Annotated in this window: 14 protein-coding genes and 2 pseudogenes; 7 read left to right on the top strand and 9 right to left on the bottom strand. The window is 64.9% G+C overall.

The window, feature by feature from the left end; all coding sequences use genetic code 11:
• The first annotated feature begins 37 nt into the window (after window positions 1–37).
• Window positions 38–1,432, top strand: coding sequence for a PAS domain-containing protein (locus J0X27_RS05675; protein WP_207271432.1), 1,395 nt, complete (start codon window positions 38–40; stop codon window positions 1,430–1,432).
• A gap of 64 nt (window positions 1,433–1,496) precedes the next feature.
• Here J0X27_RS05675 and J0X27_RS05670 read toward each other — a convergent pair whose 3' ends face one another.
• Window positions 1,497–3,089 (bottom strand): alkaline phosphatase family protein, encoded by a 1,593-nt coding sequence (locus J0X27_RS05670; RefSeq protein ID WP_207271431.1) that lies wholly within the window; start codon window positions 3,087–3,089, stop codon window positions 1,497–1,499.
• Window positions 3,090–3,357: 268 nt separating this feature from the next.
• Here J0X27_RS05670 and J0X27_RS05665 point away from each other — a divergent pair, with 268 nt between their 5' ends.
• The 4 genes from J0X27_RS05665 (at window position 3,358) to J0X27_RS05650 (ending at window position 7,416) form a co-directional block, all read left to right on the top strand.
• Entirely contained in the window at window positions 3,358–4,290 is a 933-nt protein-coding gene (locus J0X27_RS05665) for a polysaccharide deacetylase family protein (protein ID WP_207271430.1), read from the top strand.
• Window positions 4,291–4,391: 101 nt separating this feature from the next.
• Window positions 4,392–5,513 carry a Gfo/Idh/MocA family protein gene (locus J0X27_RS05660; RefSeq protein ID WP_207271429.1) on the top strand — a complete coding sequence of 374 codons (1,122 nt, stop codon included), beginning with the start codon at window positions 4,392–4,394 and terminating at the stop codon, window positions 5,511–5,513.
• Complete coding sequence (locus J0X27_RS05655) at window positions 5,510–6,439, top strand: DUF362 domain-containing protein (RefSeq protein ID WP_207271428.1); 930 nt, start codon at window positions 5,510–5,512, stop codon at window positions 6,437–6,439. The genes J0X27_RS05660 and J0X27_RS05655 overlap by 4 nt, the downstream gene beginning before the upstream one ends.
• Window positions 6,436–7,416 carry an NAD-dependent epimerase/dehydratase family protein gene (locus J0X27_RS05650; RefSeq protein ID WP_207271427.1) on the top strand — a complete coding sequence of 327 codons (981 nt, stop codon included), beginning with the start codon at window positions 6,436–6,438 and terminating at the stop codon, window positions 7,414–7,416. Before J0X27_RS05655 ends, J0X27_RS05650 begins: the two co-directional genes overlap by 4 nt.
• 33 nt (window positions 7,417–7,449) lie before the next feature.
• On the opposite strand, the gene J0X27_RS05645 is transcribed toward J0X27_RS05650, so the two are convergent.
• Together J0X27_RS05645 and J0X27_RS05640 are read right to left on the bottom strand one after the other, a co-directional pair.
• Window positions 7,450–8,193: a hypothetical protein gene (locus J0X27_RS05645; protein WP_224214637.1), complete on the bottom strand. Its 744-nt coding sequence runs from the start codon at window positions 8,191–8,193 to the stop codon at window positions 7,450–7,452.
• Window positions 8,194–8,280: 87 nt separating this feature from the next.
• Complete coding sequence (locus J0X27_RS05640) at window positions 8,281–9,189, bottom strand: hypothetical protein (protein WP_207271425.1); 909 nt, start codon at window positions 9,187–9,189, stop codon at window positions 8,281–8,283.
• Between the two features lie 443 nt (window positions 9,190–9,632).
• On the opposite strand from J0X27_RS05640, the gene J0X27_RS17875 reads away from it, so the two are divergent.
• Window positions 9,633–10,079, top strand: a complete 447-nt coding sequence (locus J0X27_RS17875; RefSeq protein WP_224214638.1) for an AbrB/MazE/SpoVT family DNA-binding domain-containing protein — start codon at window positions 9,633–9,635, stop codon at window positions 10,077–10,079.
• Window positions 10,080–10,227: 148 nt separating this feature from the next.
• Here J0X27_RS17875 and J0X27_RS05630 read toward each other — a convergent pair whose 3' ends face one another.
• Window positions 10,228–11,211, bottom strand: a complete 984-nt coding sequence (locus J0X27_RS05630; RefSeq protein WP_207271424.1) for a glycosyltransferase — start codon at window positions 11,209–11,211, stop codon at window positions 10,228–10,230.
• Window positions 11,212–11,375: 164 nt separating this feature from the next.
• Between J0X27_RS05630 and J0X27_RS17870 the strand changes: the two are divergent.
• Window positions 11,376–11,714: pseudogene (locus J0X27_RS17870) on the top strand (hypothetical protein); the annotation flags it as partial.
• Between the two features lie 48 nt (window positions 11,715–11,762).
• Here J0X27_RS17870 and J0X27_RS18210 read toward each other — a convergent pair.
• From J0X27_RS18210 to J0X27_RS05605, 5 genes and pseudogenes are all read right to left on the bottom strand, one after another.
• Window positions 11,763–12,107, bottom strand: a pseudogene (locus J0X27_RS18210) (DUF7282 domain-containing protein); the annotation flags it as partial.
• 482 nt (window positions 12,108–12,589) lie between these two features.
• Window positions 12,590–13,090, bottom strand: a complete 501-nt coding sequence (locus J0X27_RS05620; RefSeq protein ID WP_207271423.1) for a helix-turn-helix transcriptional regulator — start codon at window positions 13,088–13,090, stop codon at window positions 12,590–12,592.
• Between the two features lie 387 nt (window positions 13,091–13,477).
• Window positions 13,478–14,461, bottom strand: a complete 984-nt coding sequence (locus J0X27_RS05615; RefSeq protein WP_207271422.1) for an NAD-dependent epimerase/dehydratase family protein — start codon at window positions 14,459–14,461, stop codon at window positions 13,478–13,480.
• 168 nt (window positions 14,462–14,629) lie between these two features.
• Window positions 14,630–15,940 (bottom strand): molybdopterin molybdotransferase MoeA, encoded by a 1,311-nt coding sequence (locus tag J0X27_RS05610; RefSeq protein WP_207271421.1) that lies wholly within the window; start codon window positions 15,938–15,940, stop codon window positions 14,630–14,632.
• 273 nt (window positions 15,941–16,213) lie between these two features.
• A complete protein-coding gene (locus tag J0X27_RS05605) occupies window positions 16,214–16,552 on the bottom strand; it encodes a DUF7957 family protein (protein ID WP_207271420.1) in 339 nt (112 codons plus the stop codon).
• Between the last annotated feature and the right edge of the window lie 120 nt (window positions 16,553–16,672).

Below are 16,672 nucleotides of genomic sequence, written 5' to 3'. Positions count from 1 at the left end.
TTCTTCATGCTGTGTGAATTGATGCCATATTGGCACGATGGACGTCGAAATCGGCGATCTGGCTCCGGTCTTGCTCGAGCACGCCCAGGACAAGATTGCCGTCCTCGACGAGGCGTACACGTACGTCTACGTCAACCGGGCTGTCCGGCCCCTTCTCGGATACGACCCGGAGCAACTCGTCGGCACGAACGCCTCGGAGTACGTCCATCCCGACGACAGAGAGGCAGTCCGCGATCAGTTCGAGCGAGTTCGTGACTCGGAGGGGTTGTCGGCGACGGTCCGGTACCGTCACGCGACCGACAGCGGCGGGTGGGTCTGGCTCGAGAGCCGGTTCACGAGTCTGCCGGACGACATCATCGATGGCTACGTGGTCAGCTCGCGAGATATTACGGAGCAGGTGGCAGCCGAGGAAGACCGCCGCGACGCCGAAAGCCGTCTTCGGACGATCGCCGGGACCGTCGGGGACGTCCTGTGGATGTTCGACGACGAGTGGGCCGACCTCCTCTTCGTCAACCCGGCCTACGAGGATGTCTTCGGCCAGTCCATCGACGACCTCGAGGCGAACCCGCAGAACTTCCTCGAGCCCATCCACCCCGACGACGTTCCCTGCGTCGAGGACGCGATGCGGCGGGCTTCGGCCGGCGAATCGGTCAATGTCGAATACCGAATCAATCCGGAGACGGATTACAGCCGCTGGGTCTGGGTACAGGCCGAACCGATCGTCGAAGACGGTGACGTCGATCGGATCGTCGGATTCTCCCGAGATATCACCGATCGCCGACGGCGGGAGCGCCAGCTGGCAGTCATGGATAACCTCCTGCGACACAACCTCCGGAACGATCTGTCCGTGATCCTCGGCAACGCCGAGTGGATCGCCAGCGAGGGAGACGCTTCGTCCCGCGAGCGCGCGGAGACCATTCGTCGACAGGGGCAGAGCCTGCTCGAGAGCGCGGACAAGCAACGCGAGATCATTGATCTGCTCACCGAGCGGTCGGTCCCGGAGTCGATCGACCTGGTCCCGGTCGTCACCGATGCGATCCGGACGATACGGGAGCAGTACCCCGAGGCAGCGATCGAGACATCGCTTCCGGACTCGGCGGTCGCGCGCGTGTTACACGAGATCCAACTCGCCGTGACGGAACTGCTCGAGAACGCCGTCCAACACGAATCGGCGGGCACACCGGAGCTGTCGGTTACCGTCCAGTGTCGCCCGGACGCCGTCGACATCGCGATTCGGGACAGCTGTCCGCCGATTCCCGAAGTCGAGTTTCGCGTGCTGACCGGCGACTGGCGAATGAACGACGTCTACCATACGTCCGGGCTCGGGTTGTGGCTCGTCTATTGGGTCGTCGACCTCTCTGACGGCCACATCTCCTTCGAACGAACGCCGGACGGAAACACGATCACCGTGACGCTGCCACGCGATCAGTGATGTCGGTTATTCTATCAGAGCCAGTACCCGTCACCCCAACCTCGCTTCGATGCCGATCCGCCGATTACTCCATGTAGCCAAGACCCTTCAGCCGATCTTCCACGTCGTCGAAGTCCTCGTCGACGTCGTCGTCGCTTTCGATCCTGGAGACCGACGTCCGCTCGACTTTGGTCTTCGCCGGCGTGCCGTCCTCGTCGAAGGCGTCGAACAGCACCCGCCCGTCGGCGTTTTCGGGCACCGGTTCGCCGATGCCGTGGAGCAGGGTCGGCGCGATATCGACCACTCGAGCCCCGCGTAACGTCGCGCCGGCGGCGATCGAGGGGCCACGACACAGGACGATCCCCTCGCTGCGGTGGCTCGCATCGTAGGTCCCGGTATCGCCGAGTACGGTTTCCGACATTCCGCTTCGGGACTCGTAGACCTCCCGGCCGCCGACGACCAGATCCGGCGAGTCCTCGTCCGTCGGAAACAGGTCGTCCCCGTCGTGGACGTCGAGCAGCGGCTCGCCGTCGTCGTCCGTCGCCGATTCGAAGACCGCCTTGATATCGGCCTTGACTTCCGGACGCTCGCTCGGCGAGACGACGCCCCTCTCGAAGCGCTCGGTGTCGTTGATATAGCAGTTGCCCGTGTCGTGAACGAACGCGACGGTGCGGTCGTAGTCGACGTCGTAGAGGGCGTGATCGCCGGGGATCTGCTCGGCGACCGAGTCGACCAGCCGCCGGGGCAGCGACTGGACGAGCGTCTCCTCGGTGATCCCGACGCGATTGAGCGCGCCGGTGATCGCCTCTCGAGAGATGCCCAGGCTCGCGAGCGCACCGCGCGTGCCCTCGTCCTCGCGCCGGAAGAGATACCCTTCGTTCTCGAGGATGCGGTTGACATAGACCAGTTGCTCGATGGGGCCGAAGCCGTGGTCGGAGACGACGTAGAGGTCGGCGTCGTGGTCGTCCGTGTACTCGATCGCGTCGCCGACGATCTCGTCGAGTTTCGTGTAGTGGGCGAGCAACCGGTCCATATCCCAGACGAGGTGCTGGAACCGATCGGGTGCGGTGTAGACGAAAAAGAACAGTTGCCAGTCGTCGCCGGCCCGGTCCATCTGGAGCTGCATTAGTTCCCGGCGGTTCGCGAGCATGTCGTCGACGGCAGCCTCGAACTCCGCCGGCCGGTCGGCGTACTCGGGGTAGTCGAGGCTGATCTCGTAGTTCGGAATCCGGGAGTCGATCTCGTCTCCCAGGTCGGCGGGATACGTCCACTTCTGGTTCCTCGAGGGGGTCATCATGCCCGCGACCATGGTGCCATCGATCTCGCGGGCCGGGTACGTCATCGGGACGTTCCCGACGTGGGCCGGCCCGAGCTGGTCCCAGAGGGCCGGCTGTTCGAGATCCCGACTCGTGTACATCTCGTGACTGTATTCCGACGAGAGGTTTTGAAAGCCGTAGATTCCGTGTTTGTCCGGCCAGACGCCGGTCGCGATCGACGGCCAGGCCAGCGGCGTCGTCGGCGGCCGAGTACTGTCGAGCCGTCCGGACGCGCCCTCCTCGCGGAGCCGAGCGACGTTCGGGAGGTGCCCCTCGTCGCTCCATCGTTCGATGAGTCGCCACGGTACGCCGTCGAGCCCGAGCACGAACGCTCGCTCGGAGGGGGTGGTCGATCCGCTCATGATTTGGAAGGTGGCATCTGTGACGCCTACTGTCCTGTGAGTCGCCCGATGCGCGTTTTGTTATAGAGCGGTTTCAGGCCCTGCCCGGCTCGAGGCGACTCAGTTCGGTCCGATTAACGCGTCACGGTTCCGGTATCGGTCCGCTATCGCGGGAGCGCCGGTGAGCGACCACAGCGGTGTTGGATCGCGGTTTCGGCAAGCCATCCATAACAAAGCCACCCGAACGCGACCGTCCGGATATGAGACGCGTTCAATCGTGGTGGGATCCGTGGGTAGCGTCGTAATCTCCCTCGATGCCGAACTCGGCTGGGGCTTTCACGACCTCGTCGAACCGCCCTCGGACCGTGTCGAAGCCGGCCGCCGTGGCTGGTCGGTCATGCTCGAGTTGCTCTCGGAGTTCGACGTCCCGGCGACGTGGGGCGTCGTCGGCCACCTCATGCTCGACTCCTGTGACGGCACGCACGCCGAGCATCCGGCACCGGACGGCTGGTTCGAGCGCGAACGAACCGCGTGGGCCGACCGCGACGATCTCCGATTCGGTCCCGACCTCGTCTCGGCCATCACCGAGTCCGACGTCGACCACGAGTTCGCCAGTCACTCCTTTTCACACGTCCTGTTCGGCCGCCCGGAGACGGACCGCGAACTCGCCGACGCGGAACTCGAGCGCTGTCGCGAACTCGCGGCCGACTGGAACCAGTCCCTCGACTCGTTCATCTATCCGCGAAACGACGTCGGCCACCGTGACGTACTGGCCGATCACGGGATCACGGCCTACCGAGGGCGATCACCGACTCGAGACGGCGTTCGCGGGGTCTTCGATTCGACGATCCGGGATCGATCGATGCTGGTCGAACCGGCCATCGACGAACACGGTCTGGTCGACGTCCCTGCCTCGATGTTCCTCTTCGGGTTCGAGGGCCCGGCACGAACCGTCGCGGAATCGATCTGGGAGGACCCCATGGTCGCGCTCGCCCGCCGCGGGATCGACGAAGCCACCCGCTCCGACGGGCTCTTCCATATGTGGCTCCACCCGAACAACCTGACTCACGACCGGGACGATCGCCGGATGCGGGCGATCCTCTCCTATCTCGACCGACAGCGATCCGCGACCGAGTTGACGGTCGAGACGATGACCGACGTCGCCCAGCAGGTCGTGGGACCCGCGGGTGACGCCGAGCGGGCGACGGCGAGCTGGAACTGACCGCTCGAGCCGCCCTCGCCGATCGAATGGTGGTGCTACTCGGCGGCACGAATCGGTATGACGACGATAACAAAGCCCGCAGCCGGCCCGCTCTCGAGCAAATGGTACGTCCCCTTTTGGATCGATTGACCGATTCGAACGCACTGTCGCTTGGCATCCTCGGCGTCGGAAACATCGGTATCGTCCACCTGAAATCGGCGGTCGCGATGCCCGACGTGGAGGTCGTCGCCGCCGCCGACGCCGTTCCCGAAAATCGCGCTCGAGCCGAACGCGCCGGCGCGTCGCGAACGTACGACGACTACGGGACGCTCCTCGAGTCCGAGGAGTTGGACGCGGCGGTCGTCGCACTGCCGCCGTTCCTCCACGCCGACGCCGTCGAGCAGGCCGCGCAAGCGGGGGTCGACGTCTTCGTCGAGAAACCCCTCGCCCGGTCGACCGAGGAAGCCGACGCGCTACTCGCGACCGCCAGCGAGGCGGACATCGCCGTCGGCGTCGATCACACCCTGCGCTACCAGCCGGACATGGTCGGCGTCAAGGAGGCCTACGATCAGGGCAGCGTCGGTCACGTCCCCTACGCCTCGATCACGCGGCTCAACGACGGCCCGCTCGGCCGTCCGCCCGCCGACGGGCAGCCGCCGGCCTGGCCGCTGGACCCCGACGCCGCCGGCGGCGGCTCCCTGCTCGAGCTCGGCGTTCACTGCTTCGACGTCCTCGAGTGGCTGTTCGGCGACCTCGAGGTCCGCGACGCGTCGCTGGGGCAGAGCCTCGAGATCGACGTCGAGGACGCCGCGACCGTTCTCATGGAGGCACCGGAGACGGGCACGACGATCACGCTCCACTGTGGCTCCTACCAGTGGGAACAGCTGCCCGAGGTCAACACCCGGCTGCGCCTCGAAGGCGTCACCGGAACGATCAGCAATCGGGACCACCTGCCCGAGCACTTCTATGCGGGCGCAGCCAGGGCCGCCCTGTCGAACGTCGCGAGCCGATTCACGGGTGACGACCCGGACGTCTTCGGGCCGACGTTCTACCTGCAGGCCCACTACGACGCGCTGGCGGACTTCTGTGGGGCGATCCGTGCGGGTGAGCGGCCGCCGGTCGACGGGGCCGACGGCCGACGAACGCTGGCACTCGCCGAACGGGCCGCCGAGTTGGCTGCCGCGGAGCCGGCGGCGACGGACCACGACCGGGACGAACCCGAGACGCCGGAGGTGAGCCTATGAGCACGGCGCGGGTCCGTGCAGCCGCCGTCGACGCCGCCGAGCGCCGTGGGGGCTGGCTACCCGATATCGACCGCCGAGTGGCACTGTTCGAGTCACCCGTTCGCGACGTGCTCGAGCCCGCCGTCGACGCGCTCGCGGATGCCGACCGGATCACGCTCGTCCCGGATGCCCACTACCCGTTCCACCCCTCCTCGGGGATGGTCACCGATCCCGCCGTGATCGGGGCTATCGTCGCTCGGCTCGAGGGGCGGACGGACGCCGATATCGCCGTCGCCGGCGCGAGCGACGAGCACATCTCCTTCGACCGAACCGTCCAGTATCTCGGCTACGAGAGCCTGCTCGAGGGGTTCGACGCGGACGCCGTCGATCTGGCGGACGAACCCCGAACCGGCGACCTGTCCGCGCTCGAGGACGCCCCGGTCGCGCTCTCGGTCCCGAATCGACTCGCCGAGGGGGCCGTGATCGTCGTCCCGTCGCTGCGGGCGACCGCGGCCGGACCGGTCGCGGGCGCGATGCGAACGCTCGCCGACCTCGTCGACTGCGACGCGGCGTCCGATCGGGCCGCCGTCGCGGCGACGCGGGCCGTCGATCCCGCAGTCGCCGTCCTCGACGCGACGACCGCCTACGGCGGCGACCCCGTCGCGGGGGACACGCTGTTCGCCGGCTCGGCTCCGGCCGTCGATGCCGTCGCGACGTCCCTGCTTGGCCGCTCCTTCGAGAGCGACGGCGCACTCGAGACCGTCCGCGGGGACCGCGGACCGATCTCCGTCGAGGGCGACGCCGACTTCGATCGGCTGCGAGAGCGGATTCCCGACGGCGAGTTGCCGCCGTCGGACGATATGCATCCCGCCGTCTCGACTGCGTACCGGGTCTACGCGGCAGTGGCCGGCGACGCCGTGCCGCCCCAACTCGAGGGCGGTCGATGACCGGACCGACCGATCCGCCGATTGCGGCGGTCACCGGCGCGACCGGATTTCTCGGCTCGCGGCTCTGTCGCCGACTGCTCGCCGACGGCTGGACGGTCCGCGGACTCTGCCGGCCGACGTCGGATCGTGGCGACCTCGAGGGCGTCGAGTGGCACGTCGGTGACGTTCTCGACACCGAGACGCTGCGGCCGCTGGTCGACGGGGCCGACGCCGTCTTCCACCTCGCGGGGATCGGCCTCTGGAGCGCCGGCCCCGAGACGGTCCGGGAAGTGAACCGCGACGGCACCGAGCGGGTACTCGAGGCCTGTCGCGACGGCGACGTGGGCCGGGTCGTCTTCACCAGTACGTCCGGGACGCGCCGTCCGCAGGGGGACGCCGATTTCGCCGACGAGACCGATGTCGCCGAGCCGATCGGGGCCTATCAGGCCTCGAAAGCCGAGGCGGAGGACCTGGTCGATCGGTACGCCGACACCGACGGAGACGCCGTCACCGTCCATCCCACGTCGATCTTCGGTCCCGGCGACGGGGCGTTCACCGCACAACTGCTCTCGATGGGCGTCGAACGGACGATGCCCGCACACCTCCCCGGCGGGCTGAGCATCGTCGGCGTCTCGGACGTCGTCGACGGCCTGCTGGCGGCATACGACCGCGGTACCGCCGGCGAGCACTACATCCTCGGCGGCGAGAACCTCACCTACGACCGGGCGGTCTCCCGGATCGCCGAGACCGTCGGCGGCTCGCCCGCGCGGATCCGGGTTCCCGCGACGGCCATCCACGCCGCCGGCCCCGTCGCCGAGGTCGTCGACGCCGTCGCCGATCGGCGCGTGTTCCCCTTCGACCGGGAGATGGCAACGCTCGCGACCCGGCGGCTGTTCTACAGTTCGCGGAAAGCCAGCGAGGAACTGGGGTACGAGTATCGCCCCCTCGAGGCCCACGTCCCCGAGGCGATGGAGTGGTACCAGGCGGAAATCCGGTAAGTTCGAGTCCCCTTTCTCCCGTACGCGGCCGAATTACTGGGCTTCTTCGCCAATCAGTATTCCGAGGAGTATCCCGGGTACCGTGAACAGCCACGTGACGACGACGAAGGCGAGCACGCAGAGGGGCTCGCCGACGTGTCTCGAACCGTCCCGCCATCGTCGCCGTCGAAACGCCACGCCGATGACGAGACCGATCGCCGGGAGGAACCACGCGAGGACACCGAGGGCCGTTCGTCCCTGCGTTCCGACGATCGCATCCAGCGGGCCAGTTCCGGGCCCGGTAATCGCGACACCGTGGACCCCGCCGTCGTAGGCGATCGTCGCGCCCAGAACGACGCCGAGGGCCGTGACGATGGCCCACGCCCGCCGCGTCGTGAGTCGGCTACTCCCCGTCACCGCCGTCACCGCGCCGAGCGTAATTGCGACTGCGCCGACGGATCCCATCACCGCGCGAACGAGCGGACTCTCGGGTAGGAGCGGTGGGGATCGATCCACCTCGGAGATCATCAGGACGTAGTCCGTTCCGTCGGCCCTCACGGCGGGTCGGCCCGACTCGGACGGTATCCCATCCGTCGGGACGTCCGCCCGACTCTCGTAGACGGGCGGTTCGGCGTCGGATTCGTACGCCTCAAGGGCCTCGTCGATCGCCCTGGCTGTTTCGGACGGCAACGATTCGATCGGGACCGCGTCGTCCGCCCCGCCGATCGGCTCCCCGACCTCGAGTTCGTACGCCTCGTCACCGTGGTGTGGCCAAAAATAGTACGGGTTCGCTATCATCGCGATACCAAAGAGTAACAATGAAACAATAAGAATCGATTTTCGCCCCATTATAGTCATTCAGATCTCTCCAAATTCAGGTGGATATTAACACACGTTATTTGGCTGGTTGAACGCTTCAGGACGGAGAACGTATACTTCCTCATCACCGCTTGCTTCAATATTATCATTATTCACCTCTTTGGCGGGACGTTTCTCGATGAGATTCTTTTTGCTCGCTTTTTGCGACAAGCTTGTCGGTTTTGGGCCGACTGGCACATAATAATTATATGTATGCTCATATCTCTCAGTTGGCTCTCTATCGCCGGTCCATTCAACTTCCGTCTTATATAACGCATTAGATAACTTGTTAGTAATCGCCCCAGTAATACTTGATTCTCCGAGCTCGTCCTGTGGCGGATAAGTATGGGTCCATCGGAGATAATGACCGAGGCGCTGCTGACCCTGAGACGGAACCCATGTCTTGTCGATATCTGCACCAACGGTGGCCTTCTGTAATCGGTTATAGATACCAATCGCATCAACTACTGATCCGACTCCTTCCGTCATGTTCGACAGAATTTTGTTTGCCGTAGATACAACTGCTTCATCGACCTTGTGTGATGCTTCCGACCGTCCGACGATGCTGATTCCCCATTCTACATCATCATAGGGTTGTGTCGAGACCAAGTCGGGTTTCGTTTCCATATCAACCTGTATACGATGCTGGCCACGATAAATCGGCTCAGTGCCAGTTTCGCCGGAGTCTAATTCGTATGAATTCACCGCAAAGGACCACGTATGAAAATCAACGGTCCAATGTTCACCAGTCCAAACGATATCGCTGGTTTGTCCATACGCACTCCCAGCCGAACTGAACATCTTCCCTTCTCCATTTGGAAAATTCGACTTTACTGAACTATCTCGAACATGAGGATTGCTCTGACCTCCACCGCCACACTGGGGTTCAAAATCATTGGAGCGAACCTGTCCAAGCGTTGCACTTCCTTGACCCACCACAGTAGTCGGAAGTGATAGGCTACTCCCAACCGATAGCAATCTTTCTCAGAGCACTACGACGAGTTGGCATGTTGGAATATCTATCCGACATATAATATGATAACTACTATATCAACTTATAATTTATGACTTAGATTATTAGAAAAATATGATTCGGTCTGGATCCTTTTCCCATCAGGGTCGACACCCTGACTAGCCACCCGCTCGTGCACCTCGAGCATCCGCTCTGCGGTCCGGTCGATGCCGACCGCGCGAGCGGCTTCGCGGCCGTCAGGGCACTCGTCGCGCTCGAGGCACACGTGCCCGAAGCGATGAAGCGGACCCGGGTGGTTTCACGTAACTCACATCGCACCGGCTCGACCGAACGACGGAGCCCGAATTTCCCACTCGAGTGGAACAGATGGGAGTAGATTCACTTCTTGCCCGCACGTCGTCGATAGATGTGTCCGTCCGGGATCACGACGGACGAACGCGGACGGATCACGATTCCGAAGGCGGTCCGCGAGCGCTTCGGCGAGCGGTACCGACTCGTCGAACTGGAAGACGATATCAAACTCATGCCTGTTCCGGACGATCCGCTCGAGTCGCATCGCGGTGACCTCGAGGTCTCGCTGGCGACGTTCATCGAACTCTTTCTGGTCGAAGAGCGGTTCGCCTTTGATCGAGAGGAAGCGACGCTCGCGATCCTCGAACTCGCCGAGACGGACGTCGATCCGGATGCCGTTTTTCAGGCGTCGGCGTACATCGACGACGGGTTGAACACGTTCGACGCCTTCCACGCTGCGCTCGCGAACGACGCGATCCTCTCGAGCGATCAGGCGTTCGAGACGATCGAACTCGACCGCGTTGCACTCGGGCCCGACACGGAGAACTATAGTAGTCGTTGAACGTCATTGCACCCCCGCTCGCACTCGAGCGGCCAGCATCGTTCGTGCTGGCCGCTGATTCGCGAGCGATGCGTCCATCGGTTCAACGACTACTATAGCAGGTACCGTACTCTGGAGCGGCGACGGTGCGATAGCGATCTCGAGGAGCTCACTCGAGTCGAGTCGCGCTCCGTGCGGGCCGTTTCTCGCTGTCGGTCTCGATGGGTCGGCCGGCGACCCGCTCGTATACCTCGAGCATCCGCTCTGCGGTCCGGTCGATGCTGACCTCGCGGGCGGCCTCGCGGCCGTTGGATCGCTCCCCGCGCTCGAGGACGTCGATCAACCCCCGGATTAGCTCCTCGTCGCTGGTGGCGACGCGTGAGGGAGCGACGCCGGCCAGTCGCTCCCGGACGTCGCCGACGTCGACGGCGACTACTGGCAGGTTACAGGCCAGGGCTTCCTTCACCGAGTTGGGCGACCCCTCGCTGTAGGAGGTCAACAGGAGCGCGTCGGCGGCGTTCATGTAGTCGGGCACGGCGTCGTGGTCGACGCCGTAGACGGTCCGGAGCCGGACCGGCCGCTCGAGGAGGTTGTCGACGACGGTCACGATACGCTCTGCCCGTGGATAATTTTTCACCCCGCGTGCGGGCGAGTACGGGAAAAGCACATTATAAGCGTCCTCCCCGTCGTCCCACCCGACCCGGTCCCTGGCTCGCGCCTGTGGCTCCGGCCGGAACGTCTCGAGGTCGACGCCGTCGGGGATCACCGTACAGTCGTCGCCGATCACCTCGCGCATCTCCTCGGACATGACGACGACCGCGTCACAGAACGGCGCGGAGAGCCGGCTGATCGGGCCGACGGGGCCGTGTACGTCCGACCCCCACAACGAGAGGACGACCGGCGTTCGGAGCTGTGCGAGCGCCATCGGCGCGGTCAACCCGTAGTGGGCGTGGAGCAGGTCGTAGCCGTTCCTCGCCTCCCGGAGGAGTCGTGGGACGGTCCGGACGTAATCCGTCGGGCTCCGGTCGGTATCGGCGTCGACCTCCCCTGCGATCGACACCGTCGAAACGGAGACCCCCCGCTCCTCGAGTGCGTCAACCTGCTGGGTCAGGAACGGGGCGTCCTCGTTCGTCGTCACCGTCAGAACGTGCATCTCGAGTCGTCCGCAGGGACGAGCCGGAGCCGTTTTGTTAGCCACCTCGCTCCGGGATTGTTCTTCACGTACAGCTAGACGTGTCTCTCGTAGCCGGTACTTTCCGACCGTGGTCCCCCGTAGCGATACGATTACAAAGGGTCGAGGGGGTGTAGGTGTGGCCGATGCGGATCCTCGTCCTGGCCAATACGCCCGCACACGTCCACCTGTACCGACACGCCGTCGACCGCCTCGAGCGGGCGGGACACGACGTGCTCGTGCTTACTCGGGAGTACGCCTGTACGACCGATCTCCTCGACTATTTCGGCGTTCCCTACCGGGTGTACGGCGACCACGAAACGGAGGGCTACTCGACGCTCGCGTTCGGCCGCGAACTGGGTGGCCAGTTCCTCTCGATCGGGCTCCAAGCGATCCGGTTCGATCCCGACGTCGTCTTCGGTCGCGGTCCCTACGCGGCCGTCGCCGGCACGCTCACGCGGACGCCGGTCGTGCTCGTCCTCGAGCGACTCGTCGAGCGTGATCTCGACGTTCTCGTAGGTGCCGGCTTCGAGATACTCCGAGGTCCCGATGACGCTCTCGAGGACGTTTCCTTCGAGAAGACTGCTATCGTGAATCGTCACGAAGCCTGGACTCGCCAGCGAGACGTTCTCGACGACGACCGTATCGTCCTCGATCGTCTGGTCGTTAAACGTCACGTACGCGCCTTGTGAGCCATCCGACTCGTTTTCGGAGTCGGCGTCGGGCTCCAGTTCAGCGTCCGTGTCGTCTGCCGTTTCAGCTACCTCCTGTTCGTCTGCCGTTTCCTCTGTCGATTCGTTGTCTGCGGTGTCGTACTCGTCCTCGCTGACGTCGCTGCTCTGATCGATGGTGTCGCCGGATGTCGCGGCTGCCACCATCGCCCCGCTCGAGCAAACGAGCATCAGCGCGGTAAGGACGACGAGTAACTGGTTGCGTGCGTTCATAGTTGCCCGTGTGGGCATCCGTCTCTGACGTGAGTAGCGCGGATAAACCGGGAGAACCATTACGTTGAGAAATCGAATACTACGACCCTTCGGTGACCGCTTCAGTGGTAGCTTCGACCACGGAAACCAACGATTGTTGACATGAACGAGCGGTCGCCGACCCCACCGGTCTCTCGACGACCGAGCGTGGACGTTGGCTCCGCTCTCGGGTCTCTGAGCGATCGACCACCGATCGGTGCCGCTCACGCGTCGGCTGTAGGATCGAACTACTCACGAGGGGCGGGCTGGGCATCCCCAGCCACCTTCGACCATGGGATATCGACGTGGGACGCCACCAGTCCCTTCCGACGCGTCGGCTACAGGCCGAACTCGAGACCCCCAGCCGGATTCGACTCCGTGCAGTTCTGGGACGTTCGCTAGTCGTCGTTTGCCTGCTCGGGCGATTTCGAAGCCGTCGGTTCGTATCCCGGGAGACAGACCAGGTTCTCCCGCCCGAGTCGAAGTTTCGTGATCTGGTCGTCCTCCTCGAGGTCGGCGAGCAGTCGGCTGACCTTCGCTTTCGACCAGTCGACGGAATCAACGATATTCGATTGCTTCATCCGGCCGCCGTTCTCGCTGAGGAGTTGCCGAATGCGCTCCCGATCGGTCACGAACTCCTCGCCGGGATGGTCGCTCTGGTTCGCGAACGAGGGCGGTTCCTCGTATCGATTCCGAGCGACGAGTAGCCCGCCGAGCACTGCGAGGGCGATCATCCCGGCGAGGGCCGCGACGTGGGCACTCCCCTCTCCCTGAAGCGGCCGCAGGGCCTCCGAGCCCAACCCGAACCGGGAACTCGCCGTAACCGCGGATGCGACCACACCGTCGGTCGACGATTCGAGCGCCTCGGTCGGAGTGAGACCCCACCATCCGATGCTCATGGCTGTGGAGCGGTCGTATACGCGTGGTTCATGTCCTGTACCCTCGTGAGCGCTCTACAAATCGTTTTTTATACCTCATGTTCTGTTACTCTCCAGACAGTATCTCACGCCGATCCGGCATTCCGTTTCACCGACGGATTTTCGGTGAGCTGTCCGCATACGGCAGACACTGACCGACAACCGGACCGCGACTCCAGCGCGTGGTCACTCACGGCGGAACACGTGCCGGACATGGTACCGCTACGCTTTGCTCGAGGAACCGAATAAACTCGAGCGGACGTTCGGAACGGCTAGCGCGGATTTGCCCCGGATTTAGCCAGTAAAAATACGTTGGCGTTACTCTCCCTCGATCGAACACGACGACGGGTGACAGTGCCTTCTACGCCACTACCCGAACCGTTCTTCGGGTTCCTCGAGCCCGGCACCGGCGGTTTCGTCGGTCGACCTCTCCCGTCGATCACCGACCAGCGATCGAACCCCCGACTCGAGACCGACGCGAGCGGTGAACCCGAGGTCGCGCGTCGCCTTCGACGTGTCCGCACTGCTGTGTCTGATGTCGCCGGCACGGGGTTCGCGATGGACGATCGGCGACGACGAGCCGGTCGCCGAGCGAATCGTCTCGGCGAGGGTCAGAATCGACGTTCGCTGGCCCGTGCCGATGTTGTACGCCTCGCCGACCGCGTCGGTCGTCGCCGCACGCATGTTCGCTCGGACCACGTCGCTGACGTGGACGAAGTCCCGGCTCTGCTGGCCGTCCCCCTCGATGGTGATCGGGTCGCCCGCCCGTGCCTGCTCGAGGAACGTCGAGATGACGCCGCTGTAGGGCCCTTGCTGGCGCGGACCGTAGACGTTGAAGTATCGCAGTGCGACGGTGGGGAGTCCGTACAGGTCCTCGTAGAGACGGGTGTACTGGTCGGTCGCGAGCTTCTGGACGCCGTAGGGTGTGGTCGGGTTCGTCGGTGCCGTTTCAGTGAGCGGGAGTTCCTCGGGGTGACCGTACACGGCTGCGCTCGAGGCGACGACGACCCGCGCGTCCTCCTGGCGGGCCTGCTCGAGGAGCAGCAGGCTCGCCTCGAGGTTCGTGCGATTGCTCTGTCGGGGTTCGTCGACGCTTCGCGAGACGCTGACGACGGCGGCGTGGTGGAAGATGACGTCGACCCCGCGGGCCGACTGCTGGAGAGCGATGGGGTCTCGAACGTCGCCGTCGATCACCGTCACGTCGTCGGGGAGGTGGGTTCGGTCACCGGTCGTGAAGCTATCGAGCACCCGGACCTCGTTGTGGGGAACGAGGGCATCGACGAGGTGGCTGCCGATAAACCCCGCACCGCCGGTCACGAGCACCGTCTCGTCGCGAATCGGAGGGGAATCCATCTCCCGTCTCGACGGGGTCCCCGCTGTTTAGTATCGGACACCTACCGCATCTCGTCGGCTGCTGGCTTCCCGTAATGCAGTGCTTACAGCTCCCGCGTCGGCCGATCCGGTCGACCGCCCCCGGCTCCCGGACGTCACGACCGGTCGGCCGCCACTGATCCAGCAGCGCTACGGTGTGTATTCCCAGTTCTCGACGGGAACCGTTTCACCCGCCGGAATCCCCTCGCGGTCGTCGTCGACGACCACCCAACCGTCCGCCAGCGCGACGCTCGAGAGCACGCCCGAGCCGCTCGCACGCGTCGGGATCGCCGTGTACGCCGGCCCGTCGGCCCCGGTTTCCCCCCGGCCATCGCGTGGCTCGAGCTGGACCCGCGCGAACGTCCGGGTCCCCGGTTCGCTCGGGAGCTTGCGCTCGAGGCGGGCCCGCGTCGTCGGGTGGGGTTCGGGGGTCGTTCCCTCGAGCCAGCGCAGGACCGGCCGGAGGAACTGGACGGCGTTGACGATACAGGCGACGGGGTAGCCCGGCAGCGCGAGCACGGGCGTGTCCTCGACGAGCCCGAGACAGACGGGATGGCCGGGTTTGAGCCCGACGCCGTGGACGAGCACCTCGCCGAGGTCGTCGATCACTTCCGGCAGCAGGTCGCGTTCGCCGACCGAGGAGCCGCCGGTGGTGACGACCACGTCCTTCGTCAAATCCCGCTGAATCGCCACGCGCAGTGACTCGGGATCGTCGGTGACCACGTCGCGGTAGGTCGCGCGAGCGCCCCACCGCTGGGCCAGCCGCGAGACCGTCAGCCCGTTCGTCTCGATCACCTCGCCGGGACCGGGATCCCCCGCGACGAGTTCCTCGCCGGTCGGGACGACGCCGACGGTCGGCTGCTGGGCGACCGCGACGCGGCCGTAGCCCGCCGACCGCAGCAAGCCGAGGTCCGACGGCCGAAGCCGGTGGCCCGCCTCGTAGAGCGCCTGCCCCTCCTCGACGTCTTCGCCGACGGGCGCGACGTTTTCCCCCTCTGCGACGGCGTCCTCGACCTCGAGTTCGCCCGCCGACTCGAGTTCGGTCACCCGTTCGATCATGACGACGGCGTCGGCCCCCGCCGGGAGCGCGCTGCCGGTGTGGACCCGCGCGGCCGTCCCGGGAGCGATACTGTCGGCGGTCGCGTGCTCGCCGTTGGCGGCGGGCTCGGCGATCCGCAACACTTCGGGCGACCGATCGCTGGCCCCGAACGTGTCCGCGGCCCGGACGGCGTAGCCGTCCATCGCCGCTCGCTGGTAGTGGGGGACGTCTCGAGCCGACGTGACCGGGGCGGCGAGGACGCGGCCGTCCGCGCGATCGACGTCGACGGTTTCGGTCCCGCAAGGGATGTCCGCGTCCGCTGCGTCCCCCGTCACTGCCTCCCTCAGAACGTGACGCGCCTCGTCGACCGGCGTCCGCACCTTGAACCCGGCCTCCGTGCGCTCGCGGTCGGCTCCTTCCATACGGTGACTCGAGTCGCCGGAGGGCAAAAACGTGGGGGAACCCGTCGTCGGATCGTGCTATTCGTGGGTGGGTCGGGCTGTCAGCCACCCGCTTTCTCGTCCCGACGAACGTTCTACAGGAGGCACAGTTACCGCAGTGACCGTCGCTATTCCCGGTACCTGTCAAGTGTGTGGTGAACGGAGAACATGCCGTCAGCAGGTTCGCGTCGCCGTTGGCTGACGGTTGAATACACTGCTTCGATTTCGCCAACCAACGAACGACACACCTGTTCCCTACTTCCTGAACTCGCGTTCGAGAAGTTCACCGGTCTCGGGATCGACTCGGTGTGTCCATCCTCGCCAGTCCCCCACCCAGAGCTCGCCGTCACGTAAACTGAGACTCATATACGGGTTGTCTTCGACGGACCCGAGAGGGCTTTCGGGAATCGTCCACCGTCTAGCGCCTGTCTTATCGATCCCGACTACGTTTCGATTGTGAGCTTCGTCCGGAGGGATACCGAGGCGAACGACGATCACGCTGTCACATTCGATAACGTCCTCGATCTCGTAGTCAAAGGTAACCTCGTTAGAGTCGCTAGCAAGTTTGTTATCCTCAATTGAGAGATCCGGCATATCACAGAGCGATACTCCCCAAATAAATGAGTACACCGGAAGAGGACTGCTCTGGATCGCCACCGATGTCGAACCAGGACCGCTCCGACCGACCGTCGACGGGGGCGACCCCCCTGTGGA

Source organism: Natrinema longum (assembly GCF_017352095.1).
GTDB classification, from domain to species: domain Archaea; phylum Halobacteriota; class Halobacteria; order Halobacteriales; family Natrialbaceae; genus Natrinema; species Natrinema longum.
The sequence above is the reverse complement of the archived record's forward strand: the minus strand, read 5'-3'. Positions and strand labels throughout refer to the sequence as shown.

Bases quoted from the DNA above. Each gene is read 5' to 3' on its own strand.
- J0X27_RS05630 (WP_207271424.1), bottom strand. From the start codon at position 11,211: ATGCACGTTCTGACGGTGACGACGAACGAGGACGCCCCGTTCCTGACC.
- J0X27_RS05670 (WP_207271431.1), bottom strand. From the start codon at position 3,089: ATGAGCGGATCGACCACCCCCTCCGAGCGAGCGTTCGTGCTCGGGCTC.
- J0X27_RS05610 (WP_207271421.1), bottom strand. From the start codon at position 15,940: ATGGAAGGAGCCGACCGCGAGCGCACGGAGGCCGGGTTCAAGGTGCGG.
- J0X27_RS05660 (WP_207271429.1), top strand. From the start codon at position 4,392: ATGGTACGTCCCCTTTTGGATCGATTGACCGATTCGAACGCACTGTCG.
- J0X27_RS05605 (WP_207271420.1), bottom strand. From the start codon at position 16,552: ATGCCGGATCTCTCAATTGAGGATAACAAACTTGCTAGCGACTCTAAC.
- J0X27_RS05620 (WP_207271423.1), bottom strand. From the start codon at position 13,090: ATGAGCATCGGATGGTGGGGTCTCACTCCGACCGAGGCGCTCGAATCG.
- J0X27_RS05650 (WP_207271427.1), top strand. From the start codon at position 6,436: ATGACCGGACCGACCGATCCGCCGATTGCGGCGGTCACCGGCGCGACC.
- J0X27_RS05675 (WP_207271432.1), top strand. From the start codon at position 38: ATGGACGTCGAAATCGGCGATCTGGCTCCGGTCTTGCTCGAGCACGCC.
- J0X27_RS17875 (WP_224214638.1), top strand. From the start codon at position 9,633: ATGTGTCCGTCCGGGATCACGACGGACGAACGCGGACGGATCACGATT.
- J0X27_RS05655 (WP_207271428.1), top strand. From the start codon at position 5,510: ATGAGCACGGCGCGGGTCCGTGCAGCCGCCGTCGACGCCGCCGAGCGC.
- J0X27_RS05615 (WP_207271422.1), bottom strand. From the start codon at position 14,461: ATGGATTCCCCTCCGATTCGCGACGAGACGGTGCTCGTGACCGGCGGT.
- J0X27_RS05645 (WP_224214637.1), bottom strand. From the start codon at position 8,193: ATGATAGCGAACCCGTACTATTTTTGGCCACACCACGGTGACGAGGCG.